Genomic DNA, 12,207 nt, shown 5'->3' on the forward strand with positions numbered 1-12,207 from the left:
TTTCTTCCCCTACACCCCCACACCCTTACACCCCTAAACCCCTATTTTTGATCAGATAAAACTGTATAAGCTTCATTCAACAAACGCATTTTTTCCTGCGCTTGTTTTTGCATCTGGGGTTGGTTCACAAATAAATCTGGATGCCATTTTTTAACTAAAGTTTTATAAGTCTGTTTAACATCAGCAAAGGCTGCATCTTGTGGCAAACCTAAAATTTTATAAGCGCGCGCAATTTTATCTTTTTCGGCTTGGTTTTGGGGTGGTTTGCGTGCTTGCTGATTTTGAGTTTGCGTTGTTTGTTGCTGATTATTTTGATTACCAGGAGAACGCATTTGAGCTTTTATTTGGGCGATTTCTTCATCTAGTTCCCATTTACGAAACTTTTCTTCTAGCTCTGCGGGATTGGGTGCGGGTGTTGTTTTTGGTGGTGGTGGTGGTGAGTAAACTTGTTGTTTTGGTGGTTCAACTTTTTTCTCAGTGGTTTTAGTTGTATTTTCCGGTTGTGGTGGACGAGTATAAATGCGTTCTTGCTGTCGAGAAGACTTTTGTTGAGGTTGGGGTTGACTAACTTTGGGTATTTCTATATATGGCTGATATTTAGTAGGAATTTTAGCCTTTACTAACTCAGTTATTAACTGATTAAATCCCTGTTGTAGTCGCCTTATTTCTTCCCGTTTTTTAGTTATATCTGACGGTTCGTGAGTGATTTGAAAGTAAATAACTTTTTCAGCTTGATGTTCAAATTCAGATATTATTGCTAAGGCTTGACGACTAAATTGGGCTAAGTAATCTTCAATAGCAGTGATACAAATTCTCGCGACTTGTTGGTGATAGGATTCGTTAGATGATTTTTCTTCCAGCTTTTGTATATTCTTATTCAAAAGATAAGAAATACTCCCAACTACAGCAGCACCCACAGGCCCGCCTAATAACCAACCAATTCCACCACCTACCGCCACTGCTCCTGGTTCACTTAATAATTCATTACTATCTGGCTTGGGGGGTAAAGTAATCTGTGGTTCTGGAGGGAAAGGAATTAATAAATCTTCGGGACGTTCTTCCTTGAAAAAATCATAGGCTTGATATAGCCATTTCATCACGGCTAACTGTAAATCATTCAAATCTTTTTTTAAGTTATTAGTTTGCCAATATTTAAAGTTATTTTCTGCTAATGCCACAGCCCCATCAGCCTGATATTTAGTTAATAATTTGGGTAAATATAGCCAATCTCTTAACTCAGATAAACTAGTATTAAATCCTTGTGTAATGAGATTTTTAGCTTTTTGTTTAATTTCTATTTTAGCATTTTGCTTATCATCGACAGCTTTAAATTCATTAGCGATGGGGTCAATTTTATGCTTCAATGCCAATTGAATTTGGGATGCGATCGCCTCTACTCTCGGCAACCTCACATCACCCCGATTTTGTTGTAAAATACTCACAACATTTTGCAAAGCTGTCTCAAACGCCACTAAGCCGCTACTACTCGCCGCAGCCACATCACCTTTTAACCTAGCGCGTAAAGCTGGTAAAGCATCCACACGATATAAATTACTAAACCCAGGAGGTAATTCTGCACGAAAACTTTCCGCCACAAATCGCAGTCGATTCTGTACTTGTTTTTGTTCTTCTGTGTCAAGTAAATTAATAAAATTAGCAACAAAAATAACTGTTTTAATATTTCTATCTAATAACCAATCGCGTAAATTTTCCCGTTCACCCAACGTCATTAATTTACGCGCATCTAATAACTGCACAACTAAATCTGTACTAAAAAGTTGCTCTCTTACTAAATTATCCTGCTCATCTCTATCATTAGTTCCTGGTAAATCAATAAACTCCACACCAGTTTCTAAAAAAGTATGAGGACAAAAAACTTCAACAGATGCGACATCTTTCCGCATCTGTCGATCACCATCTAAAATTGCATATTGCTGTAAAATATCCGTTCCACTGCGATAGACTTCAGTTCCATCCCGCAACATAATGCGAGTTCTCACATCAGAACCATATTTGACAGTAATAGCTGCGCCTGTAGTGGGAATTAAATCTATAGGTAAAGTCCGAGTCCCCAAGATAGCATTTAATAAAGTAGACTTACCATGATTAAAAGGGCCAAAAACTGCAATTCTAAAATTAGGATTAGTTAAATAATTACCAATATTAACTATATCTTGATATAACTGTGATGACCGTTCCAGCCCCAGTAAATTAGACGCAGATTTCAGCGCATCTACTAAATCTTTATGTTTTATATCCTGTTGTGGCATATTTCCATTACCTATTCCCAGAGTTATTTTACCCCGCAGCACAAAACTTATCTTCTTACCTGGCGTTACTTTACGTAAACCTCCGCGTTACTCTGCGTTAGAGACTGTTTGAAAATCTCAAATATTTTCACCCCACCCTAACCCTCCCCTGGAAAAAGGGGAGGGAACTAAATCCTAACTATAAGCAGCTAAAAGATTACTATACACCGCCTCAATTTTTTGTAATTGAGCGATGATATTTTCCTGCAAGGTTTTCAGTCGTTTTAATTCAGCCTCTCGGTTAATTTCCCGTGTTTGTTTTTGCTTGAGTAAATTATCTAACTCCGATTTACGCGAATTAATATCATCATTAATTCGCTTACTGACCTCTTTCTCATAACTATCGAAACATTCTTTGACCGCATCATACACAATTTGCGATTGCTCATTAGCAATTTGCGGCAAATATTTAACTAACTCTTTTTTAGCAGTTTTCACTAGTTCTTTACGCGCCTGATCCGCTTGTAAAAAACCCACTCCTAAACCCAGTAAAGCAAATCCAATGGGGCCAAGCATCACACCTGTAACTGCGGTGATGATACTTCCCACACCAATGACAGTGAAATAATTTAACAGAATATTTTTCCAATCAAATCCAGCACCAGCCATTGCTATACCAGCTAAATTCCCCCTAGAAAGGGATAATAATCCCATAGCCCATTTTGCCCAGGTGGGAGAGTTATCTTCCTCTGTGCTACCACTAGCCGCATTGACTTTAACTTGTTTATCGGTGAGCTTTTCGGTAATTCTTTCTGTAACTTGATGATAAGATGCGCCATACTGCGCTGCACTACGGGATAATTCTTTAAAAGCGGTATTAATATCTTTTTCAGCAGTTAAAGTCCAAGCTGCACATTTATCAGCCATGTATTGTTCAAAGGCTTTTTGCAGTGCTGCATTAAAAGCTTCTCGCTTACCGTTACTCAGAAAATCCCACAGATTTAATTCTGGTTGATAGCGTAGAAAATCACTTTCAAAAGTATTACCTAAATTCATCACATAACTACGGAAAGATTCAGAGATTTTTCTAGCTTGTGAGTCTCTAGTATTAAAAATTTCTTTCTGGAATTGATCCCGAATATCGGTAAGTTTTTTAAACTCTGGTTCTACAGAATCAATACGGGATTTTAATTCTGCCACATTTTGGTCTAATAAGGGAATTCTGCGGCCTATAGCTTCGCGGGTATGATTCACGGCTTGTCTAGCTAAGGTTCTGACTTGTCTTAGTTCCGCGATCGCTCTTTCTCTGGTAAGAAAAGTATTAAGCGCACTCATGAATTCTGGAAAGCCAGTCCCCGCTAAATCAGCTTGGGAATCCTTCAAACGTCTTCTTAGTGCTTGAATTGATGATAATTCAAATACACGCTCATCATAAATATCTTGACCGTCTACGTGGCAATATTCCCCTAAATTCGCCTTAAAAACCTTTCTGAGTCTATTTTCTGCTGCTTGTAAATCTTCCGCATCGTCAGGATCAATCAATGATTCTTTTACCTGATCCCAAGCATTAATTAAGAAGAAAACCGATAAACCACGACCTTTCACATAGTTTTCAAGATAACGACGCTCACCCAAAGTGCAAGGTTGAGAAGCTCTCATCACAAACAAAATCGCATGACAATTATTCACATATCCTAAAGATAATTCATTCCGCGCTTCTGTGTCATTCAATCCTGGACTATCAACAATTTCAATGCCTTTCTCTAACAATGTTAAAGGATACTCAACCACTGCATAATCAACATCAGGAAATGCTTGTTTTTTCTCCTGTTCTAACTTTTTGGCTTCTGCCGGATCAATTGTATATTTATACTTAAAGCTTTGAAAATCTAGCTGCTGTGGACTTTTGCCATCATTAAAGTGAATCGTCACTTTTTTTTCTGCTCCATACCGCAAAATAGTTAAAACTGCGGTACAGGGGTTAACATCGCTAGGAAGTAAATTTTCACCAATTAAAGCATTTAAAAATGTGCTTTTACCCCGTTTCATATCGCCTAAAACTAGTAGGCGAAATACACCTTTTTTGAGATTCTTACTAGCTATGTCAATATCTTCTAAATCTCTTTCTAAACTGAGTTTACCAGATGAAGACTCTCCATCTAACTCAGCTTGATGAATAGTTTCAGATAGATTTTGTAAACACATTGCCATCTCAGAACGAACTTGAGCAACCCGTTCTAAGTCTTGAATAAATTGATCAGATGCTACTTGACTTACCATAGAAATTATCCCTTAATTTAAGATGGTTTTTTGCGATTTTCTAGAAATAGCTTGTAAGCTACCCAACCCAAAACTCCTATAATCACGAAACCTGCTAAAACAGATGCTATTCTCACAGCAACTAAAGCTACTACACCAAGCGTAAAGAGTTTTCCAGCCAGAATGGCTTTTTTCATCCAAGGTTTGGGATAATCTTCTGCTTGGTGTTTCACCGTCTTATGTAATGGTGGATTATTTGCAGACATTTCTTGTTCCATTTCTCGGAGACGTATTTCTACTTCTTTCTCCCGCAGTAACCTTTCCCGTTGCTCTAGTTCGTCAGGGCGATTATGTTGAGATGTCATGGATGTCCACCCCAGGAAGGATGATGTTAATGATGTTATCACGTACCAAATTAATGTATATTAACTTACGTAAATAATTGATAACCCCAGTAAAATCACTATTTTAGGGCGATCGCACTGTTCCCCATCCCCCATTCCCTGTTCCCCATTTTTGAGTATGATGCCACCACTATGAGCCACAATTTTTATAGGTAATTACTCAAGTAGAATCACAATGGATATCAAAAATGGTTTCATAGGCACTGTTGGCAATACCCCACTAATTCGGTTAAACAGCTTCAGTGAAGAAACAGGGTGTGAAATCCTGGGTAAAGCCGAATTTCTCAATCCTGGTGGTTCAGTTAAAGACCGGGCTGCACTGTACATTATTCAAGATGCAGAAGAAAAAGGTTTGCTCAAACCCGGCGGTACAGTAGTAGAAGGTACAGCCGGTAATACGGGGATTGGACTAGCCCATATTTGCAATGCTAAAGGCTACAAATGCTTGATTATCATTCCTAACACCCAATCCCAAGAAAAAATCGATGCACTCACCGCTTTAGGTGCAGAAGTTCGTCCCGTTCCAGCCGTTCCCTACAAAGACCCCAATAACTACGTCAAGTTATCTGGTAGAGTCGCTTCTGAGATGGAAAACGCCATTTGGGCTAATCAGTTCGATAACTTAGCTAACCGTCGCGCCCACTACGAAACCACAGGGCCAGAAATTTGGGCGCAAACCGACGGTAAAGTTGACGGTTGGGTAGCCGCTACCGGTACAGGAGGAACATTTGCCGGTGTATCTATGTACCTCAAAGAACAAAACCCAGCAGTTAAATGTGTAGTGGCTGACCCATTGGGAAGCGGTCTTTATAGCTACGTCAAAACCGGAGAGATTACAATAGAAGGTAGTTCTATTACTGAAGGCATCGGTAACAGCCGTATTACTGCTAACATGGAAGGCGTACCCACTGACGACGCTATCCAAATTGATGACAAAGAAGCTTTGCGGGTAGTTTATCAACTATTGCGGAAAGATGGCTTATTAATGGGTGGTTCTACAGGTATTAATGTTGCCGCAGCCGTAGCTTTAGCCAAGCAATTAGGCCCAGGACATACCATTGTCACGATACTATGTGATAGTGGTTCTCGCTATCAGTCGCGAATATTCAACCACGAATGGTTAGCATCTAAAGGCTTGTCGGTAGATTAGTTAATAGTCATTAGTCATTAGTCATTAGTCATTAGTGTTTAATTTATCCGCCAAACAGCATCAAAGTTTTTAACAACAATGATCAAAAACGAATTTTTGGATAAGTCTCGATTTCTTGTAACCGTAAACTATTGACTTTTGACTTTTGACTATGCACTAAATTTTTACAGGGTGGGAAAAGTGACTCATGAGCAATTTTACTCAAGAATTGAATGCCAGCACGACAAACCCCAGTTTTCTACCCAGATGTGTGAGAGTTTGTCAACATCGCACTTGTAAAAAGCAAGGTGCGAAGGAAACTCTAGCAGCTTTTGTGGCTTTACCTGTTCCTGATGTGGTAGTAACTCCTAGCAGTTGCTTGGGACAGTGCGGTAACGGGCCAATGGTGTTGATTTTGCCGGAAATGGTTTGGTATAGCGGTGTTCAACCCTATGAAGTCCCGATGTTAGTAGAAAAGCATTTAATAGGTGGTCAAAGAGTGCAACGGATGCTCTATTATCGGTTTCATCCCCAGGGATAAATCAGTGAACAGTCAACCAATTTTGGATTTTAGATTTGCGATTGTGGATTGACCCCGACCACTCCTTGGATGCGGGGCTTGGGGATTTTAGATACACGTAAAGCCTGTGGCATAGCTGCGCTTAGAGCGTAGCGGACGCAGCGCAGCGAGTATTTGAGATTTTTCCACCCACGGTGGGGCTTGTAACCCAAAAAATCCAAAATCCAAAATCCAAAATCTAAAATTCAGAGGGTCAACAGTCAACAGTTATCAAATTTTACTTGCACTGATAACTGATAACTGATAACCGATAACTGTAAATGCACTATTTTTGACTGAAGCGAGACATCCGATGAATATTCAGGAGCTGCGTCAATCCTTAAAGAGCAAGTGGTTGAATTATTATGAGCAGAATCGTTCTTGGTTAGTCAAAATGAGGGTTTGGGCTAACTACGGTGGTGTACGTCGTCCTTCGTCTGGGTTTATCCTAGCAACATTATCTGTTTTAGAGCCGGATTTTGACGAAATTTTGGCTTTTGTGATGGAACTGAATAACAACCCTGATGAGATAGTTACGGCTTTAGGTCTCAATTTTAATCCTGACAAAGAACTCAGCTTAACTAATTCTCAGATGGATTTAGCCCTCACCCAGTCGGAGGAAGAACAGCAATATCCAGAGGAAGCCGTCACATCAATGGCCTTAACTGTTTATGATGCTTCCCCTGTGTCAACTAAAGAGCATAACGCTTCCAATGTAGTGGTCATGCCTACTCTACATCAGCCAGTGCAGCAGGTGGTGGGTGGTGAACAGCCTGTAATGTCTCAAAAAACTGCCACCAATGGAAAAATGAATATTCATCCCACTATTCATAAATCATCCTCGCCAGCAGGACAGGTATTCGCCATTACTTTAGAAGTACCGAAAAAAGACAAACCTTTAACTTCCCTAACTTTAACTACTATCAAACCCCAAAATGGCAAAGTAGTTAGTCCCTTGGCAATTACTACGGAAGTTCCTGGTAAACCGAAGACATTAATAATACCGAAACCAGTGGCGGAAATTTCCCAAAATGGGCAATATGTCCCTAAAAAACTGTCTAAATCTACTCACAAAGTCCACTCTAAAGCTCATACAAATGCTAGTAATCTGGCTTCTTGGGTAGATGAGTTTTGTTTAGGATCTCAGTGGAATTCAGAGGAGACCATTGCTGTTCACAGAGGGTGATAACAATTCAAAATTCAAAATTCAAAATTCAAAGTCCAAAATCCAAAATCCAAAATCCAAAATCCAAAATCCAAAATCCAAAATCCAAAATCCAAAATCCAAAATCTAAAATCTAAAATCGGTATAACTGTCAATTAGGAAGTTGTATCTTTCCCATCATTGCTTCGCTTTGCTCTCTATGAGACGCTACGCGAAAGCAATGACAATTTATTTTTAATTATGCCTGCCTACTTATTACTGATAATCTGTAGCTGATTTTCTTAAAGATTTCTTCCAGATTATCGCTTCTAAATCACATTGATAATTCCGAATTGCCATACATTCACGCTGTAGTTTTCTTTCAAGAAGATATTTACAGACACAACAATAATATGGCACAGATTAACGGCACAATGATGCAATATTTCCACTGGTACATCCCTAATGATGGCAATTTGTGGAACAAAGTAGAGTTTTCCGCCGCAGAATTAGCAGAAACAGGTTTTACAGCTTTGTGGCTACCACCAGCCTATAAAGGATTTGCCGGTGCGTATGATGTAGGGTATGGTGTTTACGATTTATTCGACTTAGGTGAGTTTGATCAAAAAGGCTCTGTCAGAACAAAATACGGTACACGTCAGCAATATATTGATGCGATTAAATCTCTGCAAACGCATGGTGTACAAGTTTATGCAGATGCAGTGCTAAATCATAAGATGGGTGGTGATGGAGTAGAAACACCAAAAGCAACACCTTTTCCTCAAGATAACCGCCTGAATCCTAAAGGTGGGTTGCAAGAAATCAAGACCTACTCTCATTATTATTTCCCAGGAAGACAAGGCAAATATTCTAATTTTGAGTGGCATTGGTGGCATTTTGATGCAGTTGATTATAACGAATATAACAGTGGCGATCGCAGCACGATTTATTTACTAGAAGGCAAAAAATTTGATGATTATGTAGCCTTAGAAAACGGCAATTTTGCCTATTTAATGGGTTGTGACCTCGATTTTCAAAATGATTGGGTAAGGGGTGAAATCACCTATTGGGGTAAGTGGTATCTTGAGCAAACAAATGTCAACGGTTTCCGTTTAGATGCCATTAAACATATTGCCGCTTGGTTTTTTCCCCAATGGATAGATGAACTAGAACGCCACGCTGGTAAGGACTTATTCTTTGTTGGAGAGTATTGGTACAACGATGTGAATACTCTGCTTTGGTATGTTGATACTGTTCGGGGCAAAATGTCAGTTTTTGACGTACCACTACATTACAACTTCCATCAAGCCAGTAAATCTGGAGGCAATTATGATATGCGCCGGATTTTAGATGGCACAATGATGCAAAAACGTCCTACCCATGCTGTCACCTTTGTCGAGAATCATGACTCACAACCATTACAAGCATTGGAATCTGTAGTTGAACCTTGGTTTAAACCCCTAGCCTACGCCATTATTTTGTTAAGACAAGAAGGTTATCCTTGCGTCTTTCATGCCGATTACTACGGTGCAGAATATGAAGACTGGGGAAGAGATGGCAACCTCTACAAGATTTTTATGCCCTCTCACCGTTGGATAATCGATAAGTTAATGTATGCACGCAAGCATTATGCTTATGGGCCACAATACGATTATTTCGACCATTGGAATACTATCGGCTGGACTCGCTTAGGTGATGAAGATCATCCCCAAGCAATGGCTGTAATTATGAGTGATGGTGCAGCAGGTAATAAATGGATGGAAGTCGGTAAACCCAACACAAAATTCGTTGATTTAACACAGCACATCAAAGAACCTGTATACACCAACGAATGGGGTTGGGGTGAATTTCGTTGCTTAGGTGGTTCTGTATCAGTTTGGGTACAAGAATAAAACCAATTCGCAGTTCGCAATTCGCAATACAGCAAGCTACGCAACAATGCTCCCGCCTTGTTTCTCTACGAGACGCTACTCGTAGCTTGCTTACACTCTCCACTCAGCACTGCTCACTCCTCACTCAGCACCGGCTAAACGCCGCGCTACCGCTAACAGCACTCATCACTCAGCACTCATAATTCCCAACAAAGCCTCACATAATTGCCACCAAGAGGCAGTGGCGATCGCACTATGCCATTCCCACACACCTAAAACTTTGACTCGCCAAACTGGTGCAAAAAAGCCGTAATATGGTAAATATCCTGCGGGGGCGTTGTCATCAACGATGAAATTGGTGTAATTTACCCAAGCATCTTTCTCACGCCATCCTACGCGATGACCAAAATCAATACAGGTTTCGGCGGCGGCGGCTTTTTTGTTGCCAATCATTAATCCCATCACGGGATCATTAGGACTATTGCTTTGTAAACTCTGCCAGATGCGCTGCTGCACGCTAAAACCAAAGCGTCCTTGACTGTATTTCACCCACAGTTTATCTATCGTCAATAACTCTGTGCGGGGAAAGTTTGCTAGACTTTCTAAGTCTAAGTGGCCTTGTTGTTCGCGATGAGCCACCTTTAGCATCAAGTTTGTCGTTTCTCCATCCGCCTCTAACCATCTTTGAGCTTTTAATAAGTCTCGCAAGGTTGTATAGTCTACACCCACAGAGGAACTTAAATCATCGCTATCCTCTTGATTTTGACTAACACTCTCACCTACTACTAAGGTAGTTTCCGGTAAAACTTCAATGATGCCTTGGGAACCAGATAACCAAAAATACAACTGATTATCTGTGGCGGCTAAATCTAATTGTAATTGGGTAATTAATCCGGCGGCGGTTAATCCTGTATGGGCAGTTGTGGGAGTTAAAATCTTCTGCACAGCCGTAGCAAATTGTTCTGGTTGTGTAGCTGGGGTAGCACAAGCAATGAAACATTGACCGATTTCTGTTCCTAATTGCAATTCTTCTACCCACTCCCGCAACGATGCCACACCAATAGCAGCTTGTCCAGCACAATCTAAAATAATAATCTGCTGGGAAGTGCAACGGCGTAATTGTTTTCTCAGCCAGGAACGATTAATAGTAATATCATCCGCTAACACAAAGACGGCTTCGCTGTTTGGTGTTTCCTGAATTTTACCCCGCAGATATAACAACACGGTGGCGGTGTCTATGTTAGTAGCCGCATCAGGGGAAGATTCCGCAAAAGATTCTGACAGCAGACATTTTTGAATGGCTTTGTGAATATCTGCACTGGCGTTTTTACCGCCCACAGTCCAAGAATTAGTGGTAAAGTTCCCTGTTGTTTGGAAAATACTGCACAAAGCAGAAGGGGTGGTGCTTTTAGGGAGTCCTTCTACAATCAGTGCTTGTCGTGGATGTCTGGTAATACTTTTGGGGAGGGGTTTAATCCCTAAAATCACTTCCCCCACACCTTCAACAATACGCTTGGGTGTTTGGGAGGGATATTCAGCATGGATGGAATTTTCCCCCCGACCTTTTTTGAGTTGGTTAATGACTCGTAATTGCTGATTGGCTTTTTGAATATAGGCTACAGTCTGTTGATAAACATAATGGTATAAATTATCAGCTGCAATGATGCCTTGAGAATCTGCCGCTTCTCCCCGTAATCCCTGAATTAAATAGTATGTAAATACACCATGTCCTAAGTGTGGAAATTCCCAAGATTGCTGCTGGCGATCGCAAGATAATAAAGCGTAAAATCCTTTTTGTTTGCTGGCGCGTTGTCGCAATACCTCTACTAACTCCGGTGTAGGGTTAAAATCGGCCGATGTTGCGCCTCTTGCCCCCAAAAAGCTCAAATTACCACTATGACAAGCATCCAACCAAACTAATTGTTGCCCAGCCGCACAATCAGCTAACACCTGTAATAATTCTTGTAACTTTAAGCCTGTATTAATTAAGTCGTCTGTTTGAGTATCTTGGAGACATAACACCACCTGTTTACTCGATGGCTCAAGCATCCCATGTCCAGAAAAGTAAAACAAAATAGTGTCATTGGGTTTAGTTGCAGCCGCCATTGTTTTGAGACTCAAGCGTACATTCTCCAACAAAGGCTGTTCACCAAAATCATGGTAAATTTTTAACTCTCTTTGGGGGAATCCTTGAGTTGCTGCATCTAATGCTATTCCTAAACCCTGACAGTCTACAGCAGGGTAACGCAAACTAGATATTTGCTCATCCTGATATTGATTCACTCCTACCAACAACAGCCACAGTTTTGCTGTACCTGCCTCTAAAGCAACCGTTGAATTACTGGTACGAACACCGATAGGACACATATTCAAAATTATCCCTAAATCAGCAACGTCTAAAGGGAATTCCAACTATAAGAATATCCCATCACTTTGCGGAAGCAGGGGGAGCAGAGGAGAAAAATTAATCACTCAGCACTGGCTAAACGCCACGCCACCGCTAACAGCACTCCTCACTCTCATTGATGACTTTTAATGTTTGTTTTAGTGATTAATACTACAAATAAGTATATTTACACTACCAAAATTTCT

Annotated in this window: 8 protein-coding genes; 4 read left to right on the forward strand and 4 right to left on the reverse strand. The window is 40.4% G+C overall.

Annotated elements, in window-relative coordinates:
- Nucleotides 1-41: 41 nt before the first annotated feature.
- The 3 genes from CLI64_RS04710 to CLI64_RS04720 all read right to left on the reverse strand — a co-directional run bounded on the left by CLI64_RS04710 (nucleotide 42) and on the right by CLI64_RS04720 (nucleotide 4,873).
- The gene (locus CLI64_RS04710) at nucleotides 42-2,270 is read right to left on the reverse strand and encodes a dynamin family protein (RefSeq protein WP_103136136.1); all 2,229 of its coding nucleotides are present in this window, start codon (nucleotides 2,268-2,270) and stop codon (nucleotides 42-44) included.
- 174 nt (nucleotides 2,271-2,444) lie between these two features.
- Entirely contained in the window at nucleotides 2,445-4,529 is a 2,085-nt protein-coding gene (locus CLI64_RS04715; protein ID WP_103136137.1) for a dynamin family protein, read from the reverse strand.
- Nucleotides 4,530-4,546: 17 nt separating this feature from the next.
- Nucleotides 4,547-4,873, reverse strand: a complete 327-nt coding sequence (locus CLI64_RS04720; RefSeq protein ID WP_103136138.1) for a DUF3040 domain-containing protein — start codon at nucleotides 4,871-4,873, stop codon at nucleotides 4,547-4,549.
- 214 nt (nucleotides 4,874-5,087) lie between these two features.
- Here CLI64_RS04720 and CLI64_RS04725 point away from each other — a divergent pair, with 214 nt between their 5' ends.
- The 4 genes from CLI64_RS04725 (at nucleotide 5,088) to CLI64_RS04740 (ending at nucleotide 9,636) form a co-directional block, all read left to right on the forward strand.
- Nucleotides 5,088-6,062 carry a cysteine synthase A gene (locus tag CLI64_RS04725; RefSeq protein WP_103136139.1) on the forward strand — a complete coding sequence of 325 codons (975 nt, stop codon included), beginning with the start codon at nucleotides 5,088-5,090 and terminating at the stop codon, nucleotides 6,060-6,062.
- Between the two features lie 187 nt (nucleotides 6,063-6,249).
- Nucleotides 6,250-6,582 carry a ferredoxin gene (locus tag CLI64_RS04730; protein WP_103136140.1) on the forward strand — a complete coding sequence of 111 codons (333 nt, stop codon included), beginning with the start codon at nucleotides 6,250-6,252 and terminating at the stop codon, nucleotides 6,580-6,582.
- A gap of 331 nt (nucleotides 6,583-6,913) precedes the next feature.
- A complete protein-coding gene (locus CLI64_RS04735; protein ID WP_103136141.1) occupies nucleotides 6,914-7,786 on the forward strand; it encodes a DUF5331 domain-containing protein in 873 nt (290 codons plus the stop codon).
- Between the two features lie 371 nt (nucleotides 7,787-8,157).
- A complete protein-coding gene (locus CLI64_RS04740; protein ID WP_103136142.1) occupies nucleotides 8,158-9,636 on the forward strand; it encodes an alpha-amylase in 1,479 nt (492 codons plus the stop codon).
- A gap of 165 nt (nucleotides 9,637-9,801) precedes the next feature.
- Here the strand turns inward: CLI64_RS04740 and CLI64_RS04745 are convergent, their stop codons facing one another.
- Nucleotides 9,802-11,982: a GUN4 domain-containing protein gene (locus tag CLI64_RS04745; protein WP_157943191.1), complete on the reverse strand. Its 2,181-nt coding sequence runs from the start codon at nucleotides 11,980-11,982 to the stop codon at nucleotides 9,802-9,804.
- Nucleotides 11,983-12,207 lie beyond the last annotated feature (225 nt).

It is taken from the genome of Nostoc sp. CENA543, from assembly GCF_002896875.1.
Taxonomy (GTDB): domain Bacteria; phylum Cyanobacteriota; class Cyanobacteriia; order Cyanobacteriales; family Nostocaceae; genus Trichormus.

What these genes read in the sequence shown, in the direction of transcription:
- CLI64_RS04710 (WP_103136136.1), bottom strand. Translation starts at nt 2,270, where the DNA reads ATGCCACAACAGGATATAAAACATAAAGATTTAGTAGATGCGCTGAAA.
- CLI64_RS04715 (WP_103136137.1), bottom strand. Translation starts at nt 4,529, where the DNA reads ATGGTAAGTCAAGTAGCATCTGATCAATTTATTCAAGACTTAGAACGG.
- CLI64_RS04720 (WP_103136138.1), bottom strand. Translation starts at nt 4,873, where the DNA reads ATGACATCTCAACATAATCGCCCTGACGAACTAGAGCAACGGGAAAGG.
- CLI64_RS04725 (WP_103136139.1), top strand. Translation starts at nt 5,088, where the DNA reads ATGGATATCAAAAATGGTTTCATAGGCACTGTTGGCAATACCCCACTA.
- CLI64_RS04730 (WP_103136140.1), top strand. Translation starts at nt 6,250, where the DNA reads ATGAGCAATTTTACTCAAGAATTGAATGCCAGCACGACAAACCCCAGT.
- CLI64_RS04735 (WP_103136141.1), top strand. Translation starts at nt 6,914, where the DNA reads ATGAATATTCAGGAGCTGCGTCAATCCTTAAAGAGCAAGTGGTTGAAT.
- CLI64_RS04740 (WP_103136142.1), top strand. Translation starts at nt 8,158, where the DNA reads ATGGCACAGATTAACGGCACAATGATGCAATATTTCCACTGGTACATC.
- CLI64_RS04745 (WP_157943191.1), bottom strand. Translation starts at nt 11,982, where the DNA reads ATGTGTCCTATCGGTGTTCGTACCAGTAATTCAACGGTTGCTTTAGAG.